Origin of the sequence: Photobacterium sp. TY1-4, assembly GCF_025398175.1 — a bacterium.
Taxonomy (GTDB): Bacteria; Pseudomonadota; Gammaproteobacteria; order Enterobacterales; family Vibrionaceae; genus Photobacterium.
Genome location: NZ_CP099734.1, coordinates 2,698,441 through 2,721,719 on the forward strand (window position 1 = coordinate 2,698,441; position 23,279 = coordinate 2,721,719).

22 protein-coding genes are annotated in these 23,279 nt (G+C 53.6%); 8 read left to right on the forward strand and 14 right to left on the reverse strand.

The features are described 5' to 3' along the window. Positions 1-127 precede the first annotated feature (127 nt). Positions 128-1,387: an esterase FrsA gene (frsA, locus tag NH461_RS12655; protein ID WP_261600696.1), complete on the reverse strand. Its 1,260-nt coding sequence runs from the start codon at positions 1,385-1,387 to the stop codon at positions 128-130. Between the two features lie 211 nt (positions 1,388-1,598). On the opposite strand from frsA, the gene NH461_RS12660 reads away from it, so the two are divergent. After that, complete coding sequence (locus tag NH461_RS12660; protein WP_261600697.1) at positions 1,599-1,898, forward strand: hypothetical protein; 300 nt, start codon at positions 1,599-1,601, stop codon at positions 1,896-1,898. Positions 1,899-1,966: 68 nt separating this feature from the next. Here the strand turns inward: NH461_RS12660 and gpt are convergent, their stop codons facing one another. Then, entirely contained in the window at positions 1,967-2,425 is a 459-nt protein-coding gene (gpt, locus tag NH461_RS12665; protein ID WP_261600698.1) for a xanthine phosphoribosyltransferase, read from the reverse strand. Positions 2,426-2,477: 52 nt separating this feature from the next. After that, positions 2,478-3,767 carry an NCS2 family permease gene (locus NH461_RS12670; protein WP_261600699.1) on the reverse strand — a complete coding sequence of 430 codons (1,290 nt, stop codon included), beginning with the start codon at positions 3,765-3,767 and terminating at the stop codon, positions 2,478-2,480. Positions 3,768-4,771: 1,004 nt separating this feature from the next. Between NH461_RS12670 and NH461_RS12675 the strand changes: the two genes are divergently transcribed. After that, the gene (locus NH461_RS12675; RefSeq protein WP_261600700.1) at positions 4,772-6,406 is read left to right on the forward strand and encodes a methyl-accepting chemotaxis protein; all 1,635 of its coding nucleotides are present in this window, start codon (positions 4,772-4,774) and stop codon (positions 6,404-6,406) included. A 131-nt stretch (positions 6,407-6,537) separates the two neighbouring features. Further along, entirely contained in the window at positions 6,538-7,998 is a 1,461-nt protein-coding gene (locus NH461_RS12680; protein ID WP_261600701.1) for an aminoacyl-histidine dipeptidase, read from the forward strand. Between the two features lie 75 nt (positions 7,999-8,073). Here the strand turns inward: NH461_RS12680 and dinB are convergent, their stop codons facing one another. The 11 genes from dinB to bolA form a co-directional block, all read right to left on the reverse strand. Further along, the gene (gene dinB, locus NH461_RS12685; protein ID WP_261600702.1) at positions 8,074-9,162 is read right to left on the reverse strand and encodes a DNA polymerase IV; all 1,089 of its coding nucleotides are present in this window, start codon (positions 9,160-9,162) and stop codon (positions 8,074-8,076) included. A 174-nt stretch (positions 9,163-9,336) separates the two neighbouring features. Continuing rightward, positions 9,337-9,558, reverse strand: coding sequence for a (Na+)-NQR maturation NqrM (nqrM, locus tag NH461_RS12690; protein ID WP_261600703.1), 222 nt, complete (start codon positions 9,556-9,558; stop codon positions 9,337-9,339). Between the two features lie 9 nt (positions 9,559-9,567). Then, positions 9,568-10,578 (reverse strand): FAD:protein FMN transferase, encoded by a 1,011-nt coding sequence (locus NH461_RS12695; RefSeq protein WP_410000111.1) that lies wholly within the window; start codon positions 10,576-10,578, stop codon positions 9,568-9,570. 143 nt (positions 10,579-10,721) lie between these two features. After that, complete coding sequence (nqrF, locus tag NH461_RS12700) at positions 10,722-11,945, reverse strand: NADH:ubiquinone reductase (Na(+)-transporting) subunit F (RefSeq protein ID WP_261600704.1); 1,224 nt, start codon at positions 11,943-11,945, stop codon at positions 10,722-10,724. A gap of 21 nt (positions 11,946-11,966) precedes the next feature. Next, on the reverse strand, positions 11,967-12,563 hold the full coding sequence (gene nqrE / locus NH461_RS12705; protein WP_261600705.1) for an NADH:ubiquinone reductase (Na(+)-transporting) subunit E: 597 nt from the start codon (positions 12,561-12,563) through the stop codon (positions 11,967-11,969). A gap of 7 nt (positions 12,564-12,570) precedes the next feature. After that, positions 12,571-13,203, reverse strand: a complete 633-nt coding sequence (locus tag NH461_RS12710; protein WP_261600706.1) for an NADH:ubiquinone reductase (Na(+)-transporting) subunit D — start codon at positions 13,201-13,203, stop codon at positions 12,571-12,573. Next, positions 13,196-13,987 (reverse strand): Na(+)-translocating NADH-quinone reductase subunit C, encoded by a 792-nt coding sequence (locus NH461_RS12715; RefSeq protein WP_261600707.1) that lies wholly within the window; start codon positions 13,985-13,987, stop codon positions 13,196-13,198. The genes NH461_RS12710 and NH461_RS12715 overlap by 8 nt, the downstream gene beginning before the upstream one ends. Continuing rightward, positions 13,977-15,221, reverse strand: a complete 1,245-nt coding sequence (locus NH461_RS12720; protein WP_261600708.1) for an NADH:ubiquinone reductase (Na(+)-transporting) subunit B — start codon at positions 15,219-15,221, stop codon at positions 13,977-13,979. Before NH461_RS12720 ends, NH461_RS12715 begins: the two co-directional genes overlap by 11 nt. Before the next feature lie 3 nt (positions 15,222-15,224). After that, complete coding sequence (locus tag NH461_RS12725; protein ID WP_261600709.1) at positions 15,225-16,565, reverse strand: Na(+)-translocating NADH-quinone reductase subunit A; 1,341 nt, start codon at positions 16,563-16,565, stop codon at positions 15,225-15,227. A 408-nt stretch (positions 16,566-16,973) separates the two neighbouring features. Next, positions 16,974-18,053 carry a TRAP transporter substrate-binding protein gene (locus tag NH461_RS12730; RefSeq protein ID WP_261600710.1) on the reverse strand — a complete coding sequence of 360 codons (1,080 nt, stop codon included), beginning with the start codon at positions 18,051-18,053 and terminating at the stop codon, positions 16,974-16,976. A 341-nt stretch (positions 18,054-18,394) separates the two neighbouring features. Continuing rightward, the gene (gene bolA, locus NH461_RS12735; protein WP_261600711.1) at positions 18,395-18,709 is read right to left on the reverse strand and encodes a transcriptional regulator BolA; all 315 of its coding nucleotides are present in this window, start codon (positions 18,707-18,709) and stop codon (positions 18,395-18,397) included. Between the two features lie 224 nt (positions 18,710-18,933). Between bolA and NH461_RS12740 the strand changes: the two genes are divergently transcribed. The 5 genes from NH461_RS12740 to NH461_RS12760 all read left to right on the forward strand — a co-directional run bounded on the left by NH461_RS12740 (position 18,934) and on the right by NH461_RS12760 (position 23,174). Next, positions 18,934-20,064 (forward strand): methyltransferase, encoded by a 1,131-nt coding sequence (locus tag NH461_RS12740; protein WP_261600712.1) that lies wholly within the window; start codon positions 18,934-18,936, stop codon positions 20,062-20,064. A 67-nt stretch (positions 20,065-20,131) separates the two neighbouring features. Next, the gene (locus tag NH461_RS12745; protein WP_261600713.1) at positions 20,132-20,701 is read left to right on the forward strand and encodes a YajG family lipoprotein; all 570 of its coding nucleotides are present in this window, start codon (positions 20,132-20,134) and stop codon (positions 20,699-20,701) included. Next, the gene (locus tag NH461_RS12750; RefSeq protein WP_261600714.1) at positions 20,701-21,255 is read left to right on the forward strand and encodes a peptidylprolyl isomerase; all 555 of its coding nucleotides are present in this window, start codon (positions 20,701-20,703) and stop codon (positions 21,253-21,255) included. Before NH461_RS12745 ends, NH461_RS12750 begins: the two co-directional genes overlap by 1 nt. 48 nt (positions 21,256-21,303) lie before the next feature. Further along, positions 21,304-21,666, forward strand: coding sequence for a hypothetical protein (locus tag NH461_RS12755; RefSeq protein ID WP_261600715.1), 363 nt, complete (start codon positions 21,304-21,306; stop codon positions 21,664-21,666). Between the two features lie 125 nt (positions 21,667-21,791). Then, positions 21,792-23,174: an AmpG family muropeptide MFS transporter gene (locus NH461_RS12760; protein ID WP_261600716.1), complete on the forward strand. Its 1,383-nt coding sequence runs from the start codon at positions 21,792-21,794 to the stop codon at positions 23,172-23,174. Positions 23,175-23,279: the final 105 nt, after the last annotated feature.

Here is a 23,279-nt window from a genome sequence, read left to right on the forward strand (position 1 = left end):
CAGGAACAGCAATCGCCAAACATCAGGGTGTCATGCCCAACGTTGCACCCTATTGTATTCCATTTAAGCTATAACTACCGAAAATGGCAACAGTTTATTTACAACTGTTGCTTTTTTAACCACCCGCTTATGCCAGCTTTTCCTGCAGCCACTCCACCACGGTGAGCATGGCTCTGTGATACCCGTCATGCAACGGCTTTTCAGGCAAGGTGATCGCTTTCCCGCCACGGCTGGAGATGGCAATCAGCTGATTATCGGTGTCCGGGCAGATCGGATCGTGCTTGAGGCTGATGCCCAGCATCGGGATATCAATCTTGCGCCGCCCCAACAGCCCCTGGTTCTTCAGCGACCAGGCCGGTAAATGCGACGTCAGGCTGGCTTTTGAGATCCCCCGTTTGCCCATCCGCGAAGCAATCATGTCCAAATACATGCGCGGCATCTGATCGAGCACGGTCGGGTTCGCCAACGCGTTGTGGATCACGCCCCCAAGGCTGATACAGGTTTTCAGGCGGGTCGGCTCCAGAAAGCCCAACCGAATCGCCGCATTGCCGCCAAAACGCAGCCCGAGCATGGCGACCCGATGGTGATCAACCCAAGGGACATCCCGGATCTGCTGGAGCAGCGCTTGATGCAATCGGCTGGTATCTTCCGTAAGCGACCAACGTGCACTATGGCCCACCGACGGCATATCGAGCGTGACCATCGCAAACCCAGCCGGGCCGAGGTAATCGTGGTACAAACGCCACAAGTCTGTCTGCAGGGTATCCAGACCACCGGTGACCACCACGGTCGGCAGCAACTTATCCATCCGGGGCATGTGAATAAAGGCCTGGAAGGTTTTTCCTTCATACTTAACGTCGATGGTTTTCATCTTAGCCGGCAGATATTTCATCGCTTCCCGATAAGTCTGGTTGGCCTGGACTTCGGCCTGTGCAGCCAGTTCATCCCCTTTAATATGCGGATAAGCAGCCACGCTGTAATACATGCTGGCATTGAGCAGGGCTTCCCCGGCCGATGCCTGTTGCCCCTGCTCCACCAGATACCGGGCTTTATGCTGGTACTTGGCACCGGACTGACACCATTCATAAATCCAGTTCCCGGGCTTGTACCCAATCACGGTGTCGAGCAAGTCATCCCGGGTCCGCGGCGCTTTCGCATGGGCCATTCGGGCAAAAATCGCTTCCATTTCAATTGGATCAATGCCTTGCCAGACCCACTGCGGACGTCTCAGCACCCGATACCACCCCGCTTCACTGTCCCCGTCAATCGGGTTATGGATCGGCTTATCCGTCACATGGGCCAACCGGACCAAACTGGACGTTTCTTTCGAGGTTTGCCGGGGGGCGAAGAGTTTTTCTGATAAATTGGTTTTTGATGGTTCAGACACAATAGACTCCACTGATCCGGTGCTCTGGGTACATCAGGCACTTGGGACTGACGACAAGCGCTTATCTCGCCTGTGTACAATCGTTTTGATCTCAATAGTATACCACTGACCCGACGGGTTCTGCGTACTGCCGGAAGCAAAAACAAGACCCGTTAGTCAAGTTTTCTGAACTATGCTGAGTCGACTGAGGCAGTATTTCAGTGAGGTTGATATGAAAAACGTAATCGCAGCAGCAAGCCTGCTGATGTTTTCACATGCCGTGTTGGCTTTCGGCAGTGGTGGTGTTCTGGGAGGTAACCCTGGGGAGGCCTCCGGTGCGGTCAACGCCAGAATTGCGGTGTGTCTTGATGCGTCAGGGCAGCAAATCCCCGGCTCTTACCAGGACAAGCTGGACCGGCAATGCCGGGTCACCGGTATTGATAGGATTGATCTCATCAACTACAACAACTTTTATCGCAATAAACCCAATGGCGAGTCCCTGGCCGATATCCGGGCCAAGCGCTCTTCCTGAACATCTCTCCATCCCAGACAAAAAAAGGAGCCACAGGCTCCTTTTTCTCGATTCATAGGGTGAGGCGCTTATTTCTTGGCAATTGGATCAACAAAAGTCACAGCCATATCCCACGGTTGCTCAATCCAAGTGTCCTGTGGGATATCAACAATATAATCGTCAACCAGGTGTTTACCCGCCGGCTTGGCACACACGGTGACAAACTTAGCTTTCGGGTACATCGCACGGATCATCTCCGCCGTACCGCCGGTATCCACCAGATCGTCAACCACCAGGAAACCTTCGCCGTCACCGTCCGCTTTCTTCAGCACGGTCATCTCACGCTGATGATCATGATCGTAGCTGGAAATACACACGGTATCGACATGACGGATACCCAGCTCACGCGCCAGGATCGCAGAAGGAACCAGACCACCACGGCTCACTGCAATAATTCCTTTCCACTGATCAGCCGGAAGCAGCTTCTCAGCCAGCTGACGTGTGTACATTTGCATATTGTCCCAGGTGATGACGAACTTGTTACTCATATCCGATGAACCTCTAAATCAGCGGCTGTGCCGCTGGATATTTATAAAACTGTTATAAGAAGATAATTTTAGCAAGAAACAGAGCTGAGATAGCCCAGACGCTAATATTGACATCCCTTCCCTTGCCGCTCAGGACTTTAACCGCAGCATATGTAATAAAACCAAGGCCAATACCTTCAGCAATTGAGTATGTTAACGGCATTAGCAGGCAAACGACAACTACCGGTGCCGCTTCTGTTAAGTCACGCCAGTCTACACTGACCAAACCGGACATCATCAAAATCGCAACATAGAACAAAGCACCCGCGGTTGCATATGCCGGGACCATTCCCGCCAGTGGTGCAAAGAACAGCGCCAGCAGGAACATCACCCCAACCGTCACCGCAGTCAGGCCGGTCCGACCGCCGACGGCAACGCCCGACACGCTTTCAACAAACGAGGTGGTATTCGAGGTACCCAGAACAGCCCCGACAGAGGTCGCCGTACTGTCAGCCAGCAACGCACGGTTCAGACGAGGGAGCTTACCGTCTTTATCAATCAGGTCCGCCTTGGTGGCAACCCCCACCAGGGTGCCGGCGGTATCAAACAGATCCACGAACAGGAAGGCAAAGACCACTGACACCAGGCCCACTTCCAACGCACCGTTAAAGTCCATTTGCATGAAGGTCGGGGTGATGCTCGGCGGCATGGACACGATACCGGCATATTGGATATCACCAAACACAACCCCCAGCACGGTCACCGCCAGAATGGCAATCAGCACGGCCGCCTTATAGCCGCGATGCACCAAACCAATCGTCAGGAAGAAACCCAGCGAAGCCATCACGGCCGGGAAGCTGGTCAGATCGCCCACATGGACCAAAGTCGCTGGATTGTCCACCACGATGCCGGAGCTTTGCAGGGCGATAAACGCCAGGAACAGGCCGATACCGGCAGAGATCCCGGTCCGCAGGGCCGTCGGAATGGCATTAATAATCCATTCACGAACCCGGAACACGCTCAGGGCAATAAAACACAAGCCGGAAAAGAAGACCGCAGCCAGTGCAACCTGCCAGGTGTGTCCCATGCCCAGAACAACACTGTAAGTAAAAAATGCGTTGAGGCCCATACCCGGCGCCTGCGCAACCGGATAGTTGGCAACAAACCCCATGATAAAACAGCCGACCATGGCCGCCAGACAGGTCGCGACAAATACCGCCCCCTGATCCATTCCCGTTGTCGCCAACATCGTCGGGTTCACAAAAATGATGTAAGCCATCGTCAGGAAGGTGGTCACACCGGCGAGCACTTCGGTGCGGACGTCGGTCCCGTGCTCTTTCAGTTTGAAAATTTGCTCAAGCATTGCTCTCGGTTCCTTGGAGATAATCTGTGCTAGTTAACATGGCAATAGAAAACGTTTGCGTGCTCTATTTTTGGGGGGCGATTATAGTCCCCTTCATTGGTAATTTCCAGCCAATCACGTAATTATCAGTAGCACGTCAGACCAACCGGGCAAAAGCACAGCACCAAAAAACAATCTGAAAATAAAGTCATATAAAATCATACACTTAACCCACATTGATTCAGGTCATTTTTTAAACGCCAGACTTTTTTAATCATGCCGCAAACGTTTAATATGCACAGGATTCGTGATGAAAACAGCGCTCAACCCTCAATGTAATCGAATACACGCAAAAGCCGCCAATCTGGCGGTTGATGTACAGCAGATAAAAAAAACGCCACACCAAAAATGGCGTGGCGTAAGAATGTCGTGCGCCACCCAAACGGGTAACCCTGAATTCTCAATTTAGAGTGGGGGTGAACAATGCAACATTGTTCAAAGGGTTGTGCCGGCCTATTCGCATAAACCGACGCAATTCAAATTAATAGCCGAAAGAGCTTGGGTACTGGAAGTTGCCGGTATAGACAGCGCGGTTATTCCAATAGCTTGCAATTGAATCAAATACTTTCATCTTTTATCACCATTCATATTAAGTAATTACAACACTGTGTCAGTGTTTTGCCTTCGTGGCATGACTTAATCTCGGTTCCTTGGAGGCGATATCTCGGGCTCATCCCAGAGCAATTTACTGTGTCATACGGTCTTCAGCAGAAGATGGTGCAACTATACCACCACGTAATAAACTTTCAACCATTTTCTTTAACTGCGTCACAGTTTTATTAAATAGGTGATCATTGTCACTCCACAATGTAATTTTATTACAAAGCAATGACGCTCACACTTTTCACCACTCACGACTAAAGTGTAACCCCGACCTTATTGATCTCAAGACTGGCATCAACCTAATCTAAGCAATGATGGACCTATAATAAGCACAACAAGACAAAGGACTGGCTATGGGCATAATGCAAAAACTCAGAATGATCTCGATCAGTCGCCGGCTGTATTTGCTGGGCATCACCATCACCGTACTCTCGCTCATTCCCCTGATGATCTTTGCTTCCAATTACCAATCCAACATGCTGGAGCAAAAACGAATCAAAACCCGCCACCTGGTTGAGTCTGCCCACAGTCTGTTTCGCTTTTATTACCAGCAGGAGCAACAGGGACTGCTTAGCCGGGAACAAGCACAAGCACAGGCGACCCAGGCCATAGCTGCGCTCCGCTATGAAGAGAAAGACTATTTCTGGATTAACGACTTTGAGCCCAGAATGGTCATGCACCCTTTTAAACCAGCCCTCAATGGTAAACCGCTGGGCAGCTTTGCTGATCCGCACGGCACCCGCCTGTTCAGTGACATGGTTCAGGTTGTCAAAACTCAGGGCGCCGGATTTGTCGACTATTACTGGGAGAAGCCGGGTGCTGAGATTCCGGTAGCCAAAATCTCCTATGTCAAAGGATTCGAGCCCTGGGGCTGGCTGGTCGGCTCGGGCGTGTATATCGATGATATCGAAGCCCAATTTCTATCTGAGGTGAAAAACCTCGGACTGATCCTGCTGGGCTTTCTGTCGGTGATGTTTGTCATGGCCTGGATGATCGGCCGCTCGATCACCGCACCATGTGAAGAAACCCTAGCGGCGATGACCGACATTGCCGAGGGCGATGGCGACCTCACCCTGCGCTTGCCGAGCCATGGCAAAGATGAACTCGGCCGCCTTGCCGGTGCCTACAACACCTTCGCCGATCGGATATGTGACATGCTCAGAGATGTCGCGCCGGTCAGTGAGCATATCAGCTCAACGGCGACCCAGCTCAACGCGGTCTCCCGCCAGACCGTCCACAGCGCCACCGAGTCCCATACCGGGGTCGACAGTGTGACCACCGCGATGCAGCAGCTTCATACCAATAACCAGCAAGTCTCCGACTCGGCCCAACAGGCGGCAGAAGCCGCAACTACCGCCCATCAGCAGAGCGAAAGCAGTATTGCGGTGGTATCAAATTCATCATCCGAAATGCATGCCCTGCTCCAGCTTCTCGACAATACCGAAGCCAGCGCCCAGGCTCTGGCCAAGGACTCGCAAACCATCGGCTCCGTCCTGGTGGTGATCCGGGAAATTGCTGAGCAAACCAACCTGCTGGCCCTGAATGCCGCCATTGAAGCAGCCCGGGCCGGAGAACAAGGTCGCGGCTTTGCCGTGGTTGCCGATGAAGTACGGACCCTGGCCACCCGGACCCAGAGCAGCACCAATGAAATCGAAACCATTATCGACAGCCTGCAAACCCGGGCCATGGAAGTGAGCCAGGCACTGCAGCAAACCCGGGAGCAATCAACCAACACCGCCAAGCACTCTGAAGATGTCGCAGACGCGCTGACGGCTATCGGCCAGCAGATCCGTACCATCCGTGAGCTGAACCAGCATATCGCGGCCGCCAGCACGCAGCAGACCGAAGCCGCCGAGAATATCAACAACAACTTGCTGCAACTGGCCGAGCACAGCCAGACCACCGTTCATCAGGGCGAGCAGATTTCGTCGGCCAGTGAACAGTTGCTTGCGAGCGGTCACAAACTCAATCGACATCTGTCGCATTTTAAGATTTAGCTGTCACCGTTTCAGGCACAGTGGTATCCTTGTGACAACCGCGATAGTCTAATCTGCTGATTTTTCTGGCTCATTGGCCGATAATCAGCTGGTTAATCGCTTCAGTCCAAAAGTTTATAAGGGAGACTGCTGTGTCTGAAATCAGTCAACTGTCACCGCAACCGGTGTGGCAATTCTTTGATCAAATCTGTTCGATTCCTCACCCTTCCAAGCACGAAGAGCAACTTGCTCAGCACATCATCCGCTTTGCCGAGAGCGAAGGCCTGGACGTGCGTCGTGATGCGGTCGGGAACGTCTTCATCAAAAAGCCTGCAACTCCGGGAATGGAAAACCGTAAAGGCGTTGTGCTGCAAGCCCATATCGATATGGTGCCGCAGAAAAATGAAGACACGGCGCATGACTTCACCCGTGATCCGATCCAACCGTACATCGACGGGGAATGGGTCACCGCCAAGGGCACAACTCTGGGTGCGGACAACGGTATGGGCATGGCAACTTGTCTGGCCGTTCTGGCCGCCAAGGATATCGAGCACGGCCCGCTGGAAGTGCTGCTCACCATTGATGAAGAAGCCGGGATGACCGGGGCATTTGGCCTGGAAGCCGGTTGGCTGGAAGGCGATATCCTGCTCAATACCGATTCTGAGCAGGAAGGCGAAGTGTACATGGGCTGTGCCGGCGGTGTTGACGGTGCCATCACCCTGGACATCACGCGTAAAACTGCCCCGAGCGATCATGCTGGCGTCAAGCTGGTGATCAAAGGGTTGAAAGGCGGTCACTCCGGCTGTGATATCCACACCGGTCGCGGCAACGCCAACAAGCTGCTCGGCCGCTTCCTGTATGCCCACGCCGAAGAGCTGGGCCTGCGCCTGAACCACTTCAACGGCGGGACGCTGCGCAACGCAATTCCGCGTGAAGCATTTGCCCTGGCTTCCCTACCGGCCGCCAATGTCGACAAGCTGAACACGCTGTTCGCCCATTATCAGTCCATCCTGACGGCCGAGCTGGGTAACGTGGAGACGGGCCTGAACCTGTTTGTCGAACCCGCGACTCTGCCTGCTGATGTGATGACCACAGGTACCCAACAACGCCTGCTGGCCGTGCTAAACGCTTGCCCGAACGGCGTGATCCGCATGAGTGATGACATCGAAGGGGTGGTTGAAACCTCATTGAACGTCGGCGTGATCACCACAGAGGCCGACCAGGTGACGATCCTGTGTCTGGTTCGCTCGCTGATCGACAGCGGTCGCAGCAATGTGGAAGGAATGCTCAAGGCCGTAGCTGAACTGGCTGGCGCGACCTGCGAATTCTCCGGCGCTTACCCGGGCTGGAAACCGGATGCCGACTCAGAAGTCATGCACCTGTTCCGTGAGACCTATGAGTCGATTTACGGCAAGAAGCCGAACATCATGGTGATCCACGCCGGTCTGGAATGTGGCCTGTTCAAAGAGCCGTATCCGACCATGGATATGATCTCGTTCGGCCCGACCATCAAGTTCCCGCACTCTCCAGATGAGAAAGTCAACATTGAAACCGTTGGCCTGTTCTGGGAGCAGATGGTTGCGATTCTGAAAAACATCCCGGTCAAAGCGTAACCCACGCTTTTCCCGCGCGACAAAGGCGAGTGTGAGACTCGCCTTTTTTATCGCCGGATCCCCAGCCCTGCCGGGTTAAAAACCCTCAAAGGACAACTGCTGGGCTTTGATCCCCAGCTCCAGTCCGACGCTGATCCCAATCAGACGAATTTCACGATCTTTCTGCCGGGTCAGGGCTTCTTTGAGCAACCCGACGAACTGATCTTTATCCAGTTGATGCTGGCTGTGTTCGACCGTGGTCTGCTGAAAATCGGCAAATTTGACCTTCACTCCCTGCTTGGCAATATTCAACGCCGGTCTGACCCGACGCAGTCGTTTTTCAAGCTCCGGGTACAGTCGTTCGACGACATCCCAGCACTCTTCATAACGACTGATATTCTGGGTAAACGTCCGCTCGACCCCGACCGACTTCCGTTCGCGCTCAACCACCACCTCGCGCTCGTCAATCCCATGGGCGCGCGACCAGAGTGACTGGCCGAACTTGCCGAACTGCTTGAGCAGTAAATGCCGATCATACTGCTGAACATCCCGCCCGACGTACAGGCCTTGCTCATGTAATTTTTGAATCGTCACCTTGCCGACGCCCGGGATCTTTTCGAGCTTGAGGGAGGCGACAAAATCCGGCACTTCGTCCGGAGTCACCACATACTGGCCATCCGGCTTATTTAAATCCGAGGCGATCTTGGCAATAAACTTCACGGGTGCAACCCCCGCCGATGCCGTCAACTCCAGCTCTTCGCGAATTGCCTGACGAATATCCTGCGCAATCAGGGTCGCGGAGCCGTGCAGTAACTCGCAGTCAGTGACATCGAGGTAGGCTTCATCCAGAGACAGCGGCTCGATTTTATCGGTATAGCGCTGGAAAATAGCCCGGATCTGACGCGAGACCGCTTTATACGCCTCCATTCGACCCGGGACCAGGGTCAGATGCGGACAGAGCTGCATGGCTCTGGCCGTCGGCATCGCCGAGCGAACGCCGTATTCACGGGCGAGGTAATTACAGGTACTGAGCACCCCCCGCTGCTCCGAGCGACCGCCGATGGCGATAGGAATGCCTTTCAGGCCCGGGTTATCCCGCATTTCGACCGCCGCGAAAAAGCAATCCATATCCACATGGATGATTTTGCGTTGCTCCGGCGATATCGAATAAGAAGAAGTGGCCATATCCGCTCATGCTCTGCACCAGCGCCCCGCTGTTCAGCCGAACGTCTGATGGTAACTGTTTTTATATACAGTAAACATTATAGAGAGCGGAGACGCTGGTGGGAAGTGGTGACGCAGAAAAACAGTAACCCCGGCGATGGCCGGGGCTGTGATCATGATTTCGGGGCAAGACACTCAGAGGATCTGATTTTTCTTCCATTCTGCCTGACGGGCTGCGCGGGCCTCGCGACGCTTACGCGCATCACACGGCTCAGGGCAATCACATTCCTTCTCGATGCCGATACTGCCCAGCCCACCGCAGCTGCCGCTGACCGTTTTACGCTGGAAAATGTAGCCGACCGCCATCGCCGCGATCACCAAAACAAAAACAGCAAAGGTCGTTAAATAGACAAACATGATAATTCTCTACTTTTTCTGTAAATAAGGGACAAAAGCACTCGAGGTATACTCACTGAAGCCTTCGTCAGTTTTTACCACCAGCAATACAGGCAATTGTTCCTGCTCTGCCAGGGCCAAAGATTTTTCTTTCCCCATCACCGAAAATGCGGTCGCCAGGGCATCTGCTGTCATGCTGGACGGGTGCAGCACGCTGACCGAAACCACCCGGTTGTTGATCGGCTTGCAAGTTTTCGGGTCAATCAGGTGCGAATAACGGACACCATTCTGCTCAAAATAGTTCCGGTAATCCCCGGAGGTTGCAACCGCCATATTACCGGGCTCAATGATTTCCTGCACGGCCCGGCTACCATCTTCGGTCGGCTTTTCAATCGCGATTCGCCACGGCGTGCCTTCCAGGTTATTGCCCTTCAGACGCAGCTCTCCCCCGATTTCCACCAGGTAGTCTGCCACCTGCAGCTCGTCAAAATAGTCTGCGACCACATCCACGCCGTACCCTTTGGCAATCGAGGACAGATCCACATACAGTTCCGGAATCCCCTTTTGCAGCGAATTGCCATGCACCGATAAGTGACGGATACCGACCTGACGCTGGCGGGCAGCGATTTCCTCGGCCGTCGGGGTGGTTTCCGGACGCGCTTCCGGACCGAAACTCCACAAATTGACAACAGGCCCAATAGTAACATCCAACGCGCCGTCGGTCAGCTCTGCCAGGCGAATCGCCTCGCGCACGACCTTGGCAGTGTCTGCCGAGACCGTCATCGGCTCAGTAGAGTGAGATTGGTTAAATTGGCTGAGCTCGGAATGCTTACGATAGGTCGACATCTGATCATTGACCAGTTCCAGCCGACGATCAATTTCGGCCTGAATATCTGTCGCTGGGGGCAAGCCTTCCTGCTTAATCAACTTAATTGAGTAATAGGTCCCCATGGTCGAACCATTCAGGTGGATCATGTCACGCTGATCACTACAGGCGGATAAGGTCACCACAAGGGCCAACAAGAGCATACATTTGCTCAAGAACGTCTTCATTCAACAACTCCAACGGTACACAACTGCAGAGACTGCCAAGCACCGATAAAAGCAGCAAAGCGCTGCAAGCTACAGGACGAAAAAAGGCTGACCCCGGAAGGGTCAGCCAGTCTTTGCATGGGTCAGGCTAATTAGCCACCGAAGTCATCCAGCAGGATGTTTTCGTCTTCAACACCAAGGTCTTTCAGCATGCCGATCACGGCAGCGTTCATCATTGGTGGACCACACATGTAGTATTCACAGTCTTCCGGTGCTTCGTGATCTTTCAGGTAGTTTTCATAAAGCACATTATGGATGAAACCTGTGTAACCATCCCAGTTGTCTTCCGGTAGCGGATCAGACAGGGCACAGTGCCAAACGAAGTTATCGTTTTCGGCCTGCAGCATGTCGAAGTCTTCGACGTAGAACATTTCGCGCTTAGAACGGGCGCCGTACCAGAACGACATTTTACGCGTAGAGTTCAGACGCTTCAGCTGATCGAAGATGTGAGAACGCATTGGTGCCATACCTGCACCACCACCCACAAAGACCATCTCGGCATCGGTATCTTTGGCGAAGAACTCACCAAACGGACCGGAAATCGTACACTTATCACCGGCTTTCAGTGACCAGATGTAAGAAGACATGATGCCTGGTGGTACATTCGGATTGTTCGGCGGCGGTGTCGCGATACGCACGTTCAACATGATGATGCCATGCTCTTCCGGGTAGTTCGCCATGGAGTACGCACGAATCGTCTCGTCATTGACTTTAGACTCGTAGCGGAACAGGTTGAACTTCTCCCAGTCCTCACGGTATTCCTGTGGAATATCGTAATCGGCATATTTCACGTGGTGAGCCGGCGCTTCAATCTGGATGTAACCCCCGGCACGGAACGGTACAGACTCGCCATCCGGGATTTGCAGCTTCAGCTCTTTGATGAATGTCGCTTTGTTATCGTTCGAGATAACTGTACATTCCCATTTCTTCACACCGAAGATTTCTTCTGGCAATTCGATGTCCATGTCGGTCTTCACGTTGACCTGACAGGCCAGACGCTCACCTTCACGGGCTTCACCTTTCGTGATGTGATCAAGTTCAGTCGGCAGAATGTCACCGCCACCTGATTTCACTTTCACGCGGCACTGACCACATGAACCACCACCACCACACGCAGATGATACGAAAATACCGTTGCCTGCCAGTGCACCTAGCAGTTTGCCACCCGCAGCGGTTGTAATCGCTTTTTCCGGGTCGCCATTGACTGAGATAGTAATGTCACCTGATGGTACCAGCTTGGATTTAGCGAACAGAATCACTAAAACCAGAGCCAGGATAATCAGGGTGAACATGACTACGCCAAGAATAATATCCATTGATTATTCCTTTTATCCTGTTTACAGCTGAACACCGGAGAAGGACATAAAGCCCAACGCCATAAGGCCGACAGAGATGAAGGTGATGCCCAGGCCACGCAGACCCGCAGGAACATCAGAGTACTTCATCTTCTCACGGATACCCGCAAGAGCAACGATTGCCAGCATCCAACCGATACCAGAACCGAAACCGTAAACCACAGATTCAGCAAAGTTATAGTCACGCTGCACCATGAAAGATACACCACCGAAGATCGCACAGTTTACGGTGATCAACGGCAGGAAAATACCCAGCGCGTTATATAGCGGCGGGAAAAAGCGGTCCAGAATCATTTCCAGAATCTGTACCAGTGCCGCGATAACACCAATGAAGGTGATGAAGTTCAGGAAGGTGAGATCCACACCTTGAACCAGCGCGCCATCTTTCAGCAGCAGGTTGTAAACCAGGTTGTTCACCGGCACAGCAATGGTCAATACGACCGTAACTGCTACACCCAGACCGAAAGACGTCTTAACTTTCTTGGATACCGCCAGGAAGGTACACATACCCAGGAAGAATGACAGCGCCATGTTCTCGATGAAAATCGAACGAACCAGCAGGCTTAGATAATGTTCCATGTTCCCCTTACTCCTTCGCTTCTACTTGTTCAGGACGGAAGGTACGAATCGTCCAGATCAGGAAACCAATCAGGAAGAAAGCAGACGGTGCCAGCAGCATGATGCCGTTCGGCTGGTACCAGCCACCTTCTGAAATCAGAGGCAGAACCTGCGCACCGAACAGCTTGCCTGAGCCCAGCAGCTCACGGAAGAAACCGACTGTGATCAGGACGAAGCCGTAACCCAGACCGTTCCCGATACCATCCAGCAGCGATGGCAGCGGTGCTGATTTCATGGCATATGCTTCTGCACGACCCATGACGATACAGTTGGTAATGATCAGACCAACAAATACAGTCAGCTGCTTCGAAATATCGTAAACATAGGCTTTCAGTATCTGGTCAACCACGATTACCAGAGAGGCGATGATTGCCATTTGGGCAATAATACGCACACTGTTTGGAATGTGGTTACGGATCAACGATACGAAAAAGTTCGAAAACGCCGTTACGAAGGTTACTGCCAGCGTCATAACAAACGCTGTTTCCAGTTTGGTGGTCACTGCCAGGGCAGAACACACACCCAGGATCTGCAGGGCGATCGGGTTATTACTGATCAGCGGTCCAAACAGAACCTTCTTCATTTCTTTAGTATCAGCCATTGTTCAGGCCTCCTTCACGAACCTTCGCCAGGAACGGACCGAAGCCATTTTCACCCAGCCAGAATTTGAAGGTATTCTCGACACCGTTACTGGTCAGCGTCGCACCAGAAAGCGCATCTACACCATGCTCACTACCGGCTGGTGCACCGCCTTTCACGACACGGATGGCAGGTTGACCGTTTTCATCATACAGTTTCTTGCCTTCCCACTGTGCACGCCATCTCGGGTTCACAACTTCACCACCCAGACCGGCAGTTTCACCCTGCTGGTAGTAAGTGATGCCTGAAACCGTGTTGCCGTCAGTTTCGACTGCAACAAACGCGTACATCATCGACCACAGGCCATTGCCGTGAACCGGCAGGATCACTTTCTCAACACCGTTGTTGTCATCGCGAACCAGGTATACCTTGGCCACGTTGGCACGACGAATGATCTTACCGAAGTCAACGGTCGGATCCAGCTTCTCAGACTGTGCCGGCGTTTTCGCAGCATTGCGCTGATCGTACTGAGCGGCATTTTGACCGTCCACAGACTCTACAAAGTTGCCTGTATTCAGATCAACCAGCCGCGGCTCGATGAACTGCTCGTAAGTCTCTGGTACGTTGATGCCTTCCTGAAGAAGACCGGCAACAGAAAGGATATTGCGCTGAACGTCAAGCACAGCATTTTTCTGCTGCAGTGGACGCAGAGCAACCGCCGCAGCTGATACCACGATCGAGCACACCAGGCTCAGTGCGATAACAACAATCAGCGTCTTTTTAATGCTATCGTTATTACTTGACATGACGTGCTAGCCTCCGCTTGATGTTGCCCTGAACTACTAGGTTGTCAAATAGAGGTGCAAATAGGTTTGCAAACAGGATTGCCAGCATCATCCCTTCCGGGAATGCCGGGTTCACCACACGAACCAGAACAGCCATCACACCGATCAGTGCACCGTACCACCATTTACCTTTATTGGTGAAAGCAGCAGAGACAGGGTCGGTCGCCATGAACATCATCCCGAATGCAAAGCCACCCAGAACCAGGTGCCAGTGCCAAGGCATGCTGAACATTGCGTTGGTGTCAGAACCGATGATGTTGAACAGCGTTGCTGTCGCGACCATACCAATCATGGTACCGGCAATGATGCGCCAGGAAGCAATCCCCATGAACACGATCATGGCACCACCCAGGACGATGAACAGCGTCGAGACTTCACCAATTGAACCAGGAATGCGGCCGATGAACGCGTCCATCCAGCTAATCGCTTCGCCAGTTACTGTGTTGATCAGCGCAGCCTGACCACCGTTCGCCCACTGGCTCAGCGCAGTCGCGCCAGAGAAACCGTCTGCCGCAGTCCAGACCAGATCACCAGAGATCTGAGCCGGGTATGCGAAGAACAGGAACGCACGGCCTGCCAGTGCAGGGTTGAGGAAGTTACGGCCTGTACCACCAAAGATTTCTTTTGCAACGACAACACCGAAGGTGATCCCCAGGGCTGCTTGCCATAGTGGTAGTGTTGGCGGCACGATCAGTGCAAACAGGATCGAAGTAACGAAGAAGCCTTCGTTCACTTCGTGCTTACGGACCATACAGAACAGGACTTCCCAGATACCGCCGACAGCAAATACTGTCGCGTAAATCGGCAGGAAGAAGGTTGCACCCAGCAGCATTTTGCTGCCCCAGCCCGCATCGGCTGCCAGGGTTCCACCCAGCATTTGCGTCAGCCAGTAGTGCCAGTCGCCGGCAATCACCGCAGCCAGTTGCTCACCAACATACATGTGGTTCAGCGCAACAATCGCTTGGTGACCGGTGTTGTACATGCCCCAGAACATAGCTGGGAAAACTGCGAACCACACCATGATCATGATACGTTTCAGATCGATGTTGTCACGCACGTGAGCACCGGTGCGCGTCACTTGACCTGGGGTATACAGCAACGTGGCAACCGCTTCATACAGCGCAAACCACTTCTCGTGCTTACCACCCGGCTCAAAATGGGGCTCGATTTGCTCTAGGAAATTCTTGAGGCTCATGAATTACCCTTCCTTCTCAATCTTGTCCAGACACTCACGCAGCAGAGGACCGAACTCATACTTACCTGGGCATACAAACGTACACAGTGCCAGATCTTCTTCGTCAAGCTCCAGTGCACCCAGTTGCTGAGCACTGTCACTGTCACCAGCACACAGGTCACGCAACAGCAGGGTCGGCTCAATATCCAGCGGCATCACACGCTCGTAGTTGCCGATTGGCACCATCGAACGCTCAGAACCGTTGGTTGACGTGGTCATGTTAAACAGTTGGCTTGGGAAGAACTGGCTCAGGAACGCACGGGTGACCGAGAACTTGTTCTTACCTGGCGCAATCCAGCCCATGAACTCTTTCTCACGGCCTTCACGCAGCGCAGTCACCTGGAGGTGGTAACGACCCAGATAGGCTTGAGGACCCGCAGCATGCTTACCGTTCAATACTGAACCAGACAGCACACGCAGTTCGCCCGGCATCAGCTCAGCGTCCGTCAGTTGCTCAATCGAAGCACCCAGCGTGGTACGAACCAGACGTGGTGTGTTCACGGCAGGACCTGCCAGAGAGACGACACGGTCGGTGTACAGCGCACCGGTCAGGAACAGTTGACCGAAAGCGATCACGTCCTGATAGTTGATGTGCCACGCAACGTTGTGCAGGTCAGCACCAAACAAGGTGTGAATGTGCGTGCCAACCAGACCCGCAGGGTGCGGACCGTTGAAGACATGCTCTTCGACATTCGACTGCTTCGAACGCGGCAGGCTGGCGCCTGATTTACAAACCATCACCTTCCCGCGGGTCAGTTTTGACAGCAGGGTCAGACCGGCCACAAACGCGTCGCTCTGCTCATTGATGATGATTTCCGGGTTCGCTGCCAGCGGATTGGTATCCATGGCAGTGACGAAAATCGCCTGGGTTTCAGCGTCGATGGCAGGCACCTTGCTGAACGGACGGGTCCGCAGCGCTGTCCACATGCCAGATTCAACCAACTGCTCAACAATCGCATTGCGATCCAGCTGGGCCAGCTGGTCTGCTTCGTAGCGGTTAAATGTGACCTGCTCGTCGCCTTCGGCTTCAATCACAACGGATTGCAGCACGCGCTTCGCGCCACGGTTGATTTCAACGACCTTGCCGCTGGCTGGTGCAGTGAACTTCACGCCAGGATTCTTTTTATCTTCAAAAAGAATCTGACCTTTTTTCACTACATCCCCTACGCGGGTATGCATTGTAGGACGCATACCAACATATTCTTCGCCAAGCAAGGCAACTTGTGTGATGGTCTTACCATCATTTATCGCCTGGGCAGGAGTCCCTGCAATTGGGATATCCAAACCCTTTTTTATTGTAATCATACGCACTTGCACTACATTAAAGGGAAAAAGAATTTTCTATTGCGTAATTTAGACACGACTTTCCTTCGTCCGAAGCCAGCTGGAACACCGCCGGCACCGCAACATCCTATTTACTTATCGATCACAGCCTCTGTGACGAATAATTTGAGGCCGCGATTCTATCATTAATCCACGGCTTTTTACTATGCCAAACCACGCTAAACGCGGTGAAAATCAGCGAAGATTTCCAACGCAACACATTTATAAGGCTGTAAATTTGAGCCAACGCACAATTGTGAACTGTTCGTCGATTTAGCAACACATTCTCACGACGGACACATCATTAACAAAAATCCAATAAAGTAAAAACACCCACAATAATGGGGCAACACAGCCCCATTTCGTTTGGTTATAATCTGTCACAAGATGTTAATCACCGTTCACAATTTCGCCAGATGATACCCGGTTATACAACTGGGTGTCGGCCTGAAACTGCCGATATGACGCGTAAATTCGTGCCAGCACCGGGTCATTTTCACTTATCTCTACCAGCAATTCCCGGGTCAGTCGCTGCAACTCGACCAGGACCGGAGCCGGGAAGCGCCGTAACGCCACATCATGCTCACGGACCAGCACATCCAGCGCCTGCATATTTTTCACCGTGTACTCATCCAGCAGATCCTGGTTTACCGCACGGGCTGCCGTGATCACCAATTGTTGCAAATCATCCGGTAAACTTTGCAACGCCTGCTGATTGACCAGAAACTCAAGGGTGGTACTGGGTTCCTGCCACCCTGGGTAATAGTAGTATTTCGCGGCATTATGTAAACCGAATGCTAAATCATTATAGGGGCCGACCCACTCCGCAGCGTCAATCGCCCCGGTTTCCAGCGCGGTAAAGAGCTCCCCGCCGGACAAACTGACCGGGATCCCGCCGGCCCGCTTAAACACATCCGCGCCATATCCCGGCAAACGCATTTTCAGCCCTTTGAGATCATCCATGGTCTGAATTTCTTTGTTAAACCAGCCCCCCATCTGAGCACCGGTATTGCCGCCCGCCATCGGAACGACCCCGTAAGGCTCATAGAGCGACTGCCACAGCGCTAACCCGCCACCGTAGTGAAGCCAGGCGTTCATTTCCTGTGCTGAGAGTCCAAAAGGGACGGATGAAAAAAATGGCGCGGCCGGAATTTTCTCCTGCCAATAGAACGCGGCCGAATGGCCCATCTGTACCGTACCTTTCGACACGGCATTGAAAACATCGAAACTCGGCACCAGCTCACCGGCACCATAGACCCGGATCACCAAGCGGCCATTGCTCAGCCGGTTCACCGTGTCGGCAAATCGCTCCGGCGCGACTCCCATTCCGGGAAATCCTTTGGGCCAGGAGGTTACCAGCTTCCATTCGACAGCCTTTGCTGCCTCGCCTTCGCCGCCCGGTTCACTACAAGCGGCCAGAGTAAACACGCACAGCGTGCCAAGTAGCCACTGACGACAACGTCTCACCATGCAATATCCTTTTGCTTGATTTTCACTCAATGATCTCCTGCTTGACCTGAAGGCTCACTGAACAAGCCCCATTCATTCCGGGGCTTTCGTCACAGTGCCACGACTGCCGCGCTCAGCAGAGCACGCCTCAACCAGTATAGCCAGTCCACTCGACAAGCTCACATGCAGGCACAGGATTGAGATCAGACACGATCAAGGACTTATCATACGCGATAGCGGGCAAGAATATTGCCCGCTATCTCAAACTTTGAAACGTCGGACCAGTCAAACAGTTCCGAGTCAGGAGGGAAGGAATGCGCCGCGTTACCACGGCTGCGCTGCCGTGCTCAGGCCGCGACTCGTCAGCCCAGTTTACTGCCGCCGCGACACGCCGGAGACGTAGGCGCTTGCGCTTGCTGGGCCTGCCACTCACTGTCGGTATAGGTGTGGATCGCCAGGGCATGAATATGATTGGCCAGCTCATCGGCCAACACCGTATTGACTGCACGGTGGCGCCCAATCAGGCGCTGTCCGTCGAACTGCGCGCTGACAATCACCACTTTAAAGTGGCTTTCCGACCCCGCCGGGACATTGTGCATGTAGCTTTCATTGATGACTTCAAGGTGTACCGGGGCAAATGCCTGATACAATTTTTTTGTAATGCGATCCTGGATCATAACTCTCACCTTCAGCGCTGACCTGTTTCCCTTCGCTTGAGCTCACGCCCTCAATAACCCCACCAAACGAGCCGTCAAAGCGACCGAATCGGGTTCAGTCCCAGTGCTATTCGACAGGAAGAATGACTGAAATCAGTGGCTCGGCAAGGGTTTTAGTTTGCAGCGCAGGCATGTTCTGCGAAAATAGATAACCAAAATGTAAACATACCTGAAAGTAATCGGTAATGAAACCAGAGCTCAACCTGCATGGGCAAACGCTGACCCTCAAGCGTTTCCCGACCAGAACAAATGAAACGCTCCAGGCATGGGACGCCGCAGATGAGTACCTTATCAACCACGTCCATGACCAGGACATCACCCTGGATCCCGCCCGTCCGATCCTGATCATGAACGACAGTTTCGGCGCGCTCAGCTGCTGGTTTGCCAATCAAGGGCCGGTGACTTGCGTCACGGACTCCTATATCGCCCATCAGGGGTGTCTGGCCAATCTGGCAGCCAACCAGCGCCCTGCCGTCAATATCATCGACTGCCTGGCCGAATTGCCGGAGAACCCGCAGTTGGTATTGCTCAAGCTGCCGAAAACCAACCGCCTGCTAACCTGGCAGCTCCAGCAGCTCTGCCAGAAACTGCCTGCAGACTGCACCGTGATCGCTGCGGCCAAAGCCAAGGACATTCACACGTCAACCCTGAAACTGTTTGAAAAATATCTGGGCCAAACCAAAACCTCACTGGCGGTGAAAAAAGCCCGGCTCATATTCTGCGAGGTGAACCCGGCGCTGGCACAACCACTGCCGGAGCCGCTGCGCTGGGAAGTCCCAGAGCACGGCCTCACCCTCACCAACCATGCCAATGTCTTCTCAGGGGATAGCCTGGATATCGGCGCGCGGTTGCTGCTGGAGCATATTCCCAGCTACGATCGCCCGCAGCACATCATTGACTTAGGTTGCGGTAACGGCGTGATTGGCATTAAAGCGGCCCAGCTGAATCCGAAAGCTAAGATCACCTGTGTGGACGAGAGCTACATGGCCGTCGCTTCCTGCCGCGCCAATGCCGCCCTGAACTTGCCGGATCCGGCGCAGCTGACCGCCACGGTGAACAACTGCCTGAGCGGCTTTGCGCCCGACAGCGCCGATGTGGTGTTGTGCAACCCACCGTTCCATCAGCAAACCACTATTACCGATCACATTGCCTGGCAAATGTTTTGTGATGCAAAGCAAGTTCTGACATCTCAGGGACGGCTGATCGTGATTGGGAACCGCCACCTGGGCTACGATGGAAAACTTAAACGTTTATTTGGTAACGTATCGGTCATTGCCCAGAACAATAAGTTCGTGGTTTATCAAACTAGAAAATAATTTTGACATTTACATACACTGTTACGGCGCTCAATCCCGCCGCAGTTTGTTAAGGATAGAGAAATCGATGAAAAAGCTTCTTATTGCCGCCACCGTGATGGCACTGACCGCCTGCTCGGCACCCTCCGAGCCGCAGCTGACCCTGAACCCGACGCCTGTCATTGCCCAGCAACCGACCACATCCGGGAAAACGCTGAGCCTGGAAAGCCGCGACCTGCGCACCGCCCAGTTCGTGGCCGTCGTTGACAGCGGCCGCCAGAATGTTCAGCCGCTGCACGCCTCCCAGAACTTGCGGATCACGTTGGAAGATGCCCTGTCTCGTCAGCTCAGCTCGCAAGGTTATGGCATTACCCAAGACAGCAAAGGCACCCTGCGTCTGGATATCCTGGAAGCCATGGTCAATGTGAAACACAGTGTGATGAGCCACGAACTGAGCAGCAAGCTGCAGCTGCAACTGGTGGTTGAAACCCCGACCGGGAAGTTTGTGAAACGCTACGCCGGGAAGTCGGAGCGTAACGGTGCCATGAGCGCCTCGGTAGAAGATATGGAACTGGCGCTGAATAACCTGATCACCGCGGTGCTGAAAGACATCTACGCCGATCCGGAATTCAACAGCTACCTGCAGGAGAAACTATAATGCGTCAGGCCTTACTAGCCCTGCTCCTGAGTATCGCCCTGCCCGTCAGCGCTGCAACCCAAGTGCTGGTTTCCACCAGCCTGGGTGACTTTACGATTCAGCTGGATGAGAAAAGTGCGCCGATCTCAAGTCAGAACTTTCTGCGCTACGTTGAAGACGGCAGTTATGTCGGCACCATTTTTCATCGCGTGATCCCGGGTTTTATGGCTCAGGGCGGCGGCTTCGATCAGGACTTCAATCGCCGGGATACCTACCCGCCGATCCAAAACGAGTCCACCAATGGTCTGAAGAATGAACGCGCCACCATCGCCATGGCCCGGACCAACGCACCGGACTCTGCCACCCGTCAGTTCTTCATCAACTACAACAATAATGCGTTCTTGGATGCCCGAGGCAGCCAACCGGGCTACGCCGTATTCGGCAAAGTTGTGAAGGGGTTCTCAGTTATTGAAAAAATGGCTGAAATTCCTACCACTACCGTTCGCTCGATGGGTATGAAAGATGTCCCGCAGCAACCTATAGTTATTAAAGAAATAATGATTCTCAAAAAGTAGGTAAACGTCACCTGGTCGTTCGCCTACCGCAACAACCAGGTGGCCCCTATGCTCAGACTGATTTCCTCCCAACCAGAAACGCCTACCCGACAGGTCGATCAGCACATTTCAGATTACGCCCCGGCCCTGGCTCTGAGCGCCCTCGGTGTGCTTTGCGGCGAAGCCAGCTACGACTCTCTGAAAAAAACCTGCACCGAGCACCTCCACGACTGGTGGAAATTGTCGGTCCCCGCCGGCACACCGGCCAACCGGTACGAATCGGCTTACTGGTATTTACTGCATTTACTCGAATCACTGGAGGAGCATGAGCTGCTGGGCAACCATTTTATCCAGTTCAAAGTCACGTCAACCGCCCAGTTTTTACTTGGGGTCGGTGAACATCTGGCGAAAATGCAGGGGATCCGGCCGTAGCGGATGATCCGCCCCGCCCCGGATCTCACCCCATCATCTTTTTACCCGCATTTTACTGAAGTTCGCCGCGACTTCGCCTTATAATCGAATCTCGTCAACACAACACAATCAATACTGAGGGAACCATGTCGCAACCACTCGCGGACAATCGCCAGGGCTGGCGGGTCTATCTGGAGAAAAAAGTCCTGATCATGCTGGCACTGGGCTTTTCATCCGGCCTGCCGATCCTGCTGGTTTTCGGTACCCTGTCTTTCTGGCTCAGGGAGGCCGAAGTCAGCCGAACGGATATCGGATTTTTTAGTTGGGTCGCCCTCGCCTACGGCTTCAAGTGGATCTGGTCACCGCTGATCGACCGCTTTCCGGTGCCGATCCTGTCGCGCTTGCTGGGCCGCCGCCGGGGCTGGATGGTGTTCTCCCAGCTGTTGATCATCGCTTCGCTCTACGGCATGGCCGTCAGCAACCCTCAGATTGATCTGATCCAACTGGCAATCTTCGCCGTCATCGTTGCCTTCTCCTCGGCCTCGCAGGATATCGTCATCGATGCCTACCGGATTGAAATGGCTTCGGAGCGTCTGCAGGCCGCACTCGCCGCAGCCTATATGACCGGCTACCGTCTGGCCATGATCACCGCAGGCGCCGGGGCCATGGCCCTGGCTGCCTGGTTCGGCTCCGATACCGAATACAATGCCCATGGCTGGCAAGTCGCCTATTTCACCATGGCCGGACTGATGCTGGTAGGCTTGCTCACAGCCCTGTGCATTCACGAACCGACCATCGATAACTCAGCAGTCGACAACCTCGAACGCCAGATGCGCCAGCAATTGCTCGACAAAGGGATGCCGGCGATCCCGGCCCGCCTGACAGCCTGGTTCTATACTGCGGCTGTACTGCCGTTCCAGGATTTCTTTACCCGCTACGGCCGCGAAGCGCTGGTGATCCTGGTGCTCATCGGGACCTATCGGATCTCGGATGTGGTGATGGGCGTGATGGCCAATGCCTTTTACGTCGATATGGGCTTTAGCAAAACCGAAGTCGCTTCCGTTTCCAAAATTTACGGGGTGATTATGACCCTGCTCGGGGCGGGCCTGGGTGGCATCTTGGTCAGCAAGTTCGGTACCCTGCGGATCCTGGCCCTGGGGGCAATCCTGGCAGCCGCCACCAATATCCTGTTCATGATTTTCACCTATCTGGGAAACAGCCTGGGCATGCTGACCCTGGTGATCTCGGTAGATAACCTCAGCGCCGGCATCGCCACCGCAGCGTTTATCACCTATATGTCCAGCCTGACCAACGTTGCCTTTTCCGCCACCCAATATGCCCTGTTCAGCTCCATCATGCTGCTGTTTCCGAAATTCATTGCCGGTTTCTCGGGCATGTTTGTCGATAACTTCGGCTACAACATATTTTTCTTTGCCACAGCCCTGATCGGCTTGCCGGTGCTGATGCTGATTTATACCGTCGGCCGACGCCAGAAAGTCAGCGCTCAACCCCGTTCAGAAGTGACCTGACCCTCGAACACCCGCGCTTAGCCGGGGATTGGGGAGGTGTTTTGTTGACAGCAAACACCTCCCTTTTTTATTTTCGCAGGTCAGGCAGTGAAAACCGATGTCAAC

Bases quoted from the DNA above. Each gene is read 5' to 3' on its own strand.
- NH461_RS12660 (WP_261600697.1), top strand. From the start codon at position 1,599: ATGAAAAACGTAATCGCAGCAGCAAGCCTGCTGATGTTTTCACATGCC.
- gpt (WP_261600698.1), bottom strand. From the start codon at position 2,425: ATGAGTAACAAGTTCGTCATCACCTGGGACAATATGCAAATGTACACA.
- NH461_RS12670 (WP_261600699.1), bottom strand. From the start codon at position 3,767: ATGCTTGAGCAAATTTTCAAACTGAAAGAGCACGGGACCGACGTCCGC.
- NH461_RS12675 (WP_261600700.1), top strand. From the start codon at position 4,772: ATGCAAAAACTCAGAATGATCTCGATCAGTCGCCGGCTGTATTTGCTG.
- dinB (WP_261600702.1), bottom strand. From the start codon at position 9,162: ATGGCCACTTCTTCTTATTCGATATCGCCGGAGCAACGCAAAATCATC.
- nqrM (WP_261600703.1), bottom strand. From the start codon at position 9,558: ATGTTTGTCTATTTAACGACCTTTGCTGTTTTTGTTTTGGTGATCGCG.
- nqrF (WP_261600704.1), bottom strand. From the start codon at position 11,945: ATGGATATTATTCTTGGCGTAGTCATGTTCACCCTGATTATCCTGGCT.
- nqrE (WP_261600705.1), bottom strand. From the start codon at position 12,563: ATGGAACATTATCTAAGCCTGCTGGTTCGTTCGATTTTCATCGAGAAC.
- NH461_RS12710 (WP_261600706.1), bottom strand. From the start codon at position 13,203: ATGGCTGATACTAAAGAAATGAAGAAGGTTCTGTTTGGACCGCTGATC.
- NH461_RS12715 (WP_261600707.1), bottom strand. From the start codon at position 13,987: ATGTCAAGTAATAACGATAGCATTAAAAAGACGCTGATTGTTGTTATC.
- NH461_RS12720 (WP_261600708.1), bottom strand. From the start codon at position 15,221: ATGAGCCTCAAGAATTTCCTAGAGCAAATCGAGCCCCATTTTGAGCCG.
- NH461_RS12725 (WP_261600709.1), bottom strand. From the start codon at position 16,565: ATGATTACAATAAAAAAGGGTTTGGATATCCCAATTGCAGGGACTCCT.
- NH461_RS12730 (WP_261600710.1), bottom strand. From the start codon at position 18,053: ATGGTGAGACGTTGTCGTCAGTGGCTACTTGGCACGCTGTGCGTGTTT.
- bolA (WP_261600711.1), bottom strand. From the start codon at position 18,709: ATGATCCAGGATCGCATTACAAAAAAATTGTATCAGGCATTTGCCCCG.
- NH461_RS12740 (WP_261600712.1), top strand. From the start codon at position 18,934: ATGAAACCAGAGCTCAACCTGCATGGGCAAACGCTGACCCTCAAGCGT.
- NH461_RS12745 (WP_261600713.1), top strand. From the start codon at position 20,132: ATGAAAAAGCTTCTTATTGCCGCCACCGTGATGGCACTGACCGCCTGC.
- NH461_RS12750 (WP_261600714.1), top strand. From the start codon at position 20,701: ATGCGTCAGGCCTTACTAGCCCTGCTCCTGAGTATCGCCCTGCCCGTC.
- NH461_RS12755 (WP_261600715.1), top strand. From the start codon at position 21,304: ATGCTCAGACTGATTTCCTCCCAACCAGAAACGCCTACCCGACAGGTC.
- NH461_RS12760 (WP_261600716.1), top strand. From the start codon at position 21,792: ATGTCGCAACCACTCGCGGACAATCGCCAGGGCTGGCGGGTCTATCTG.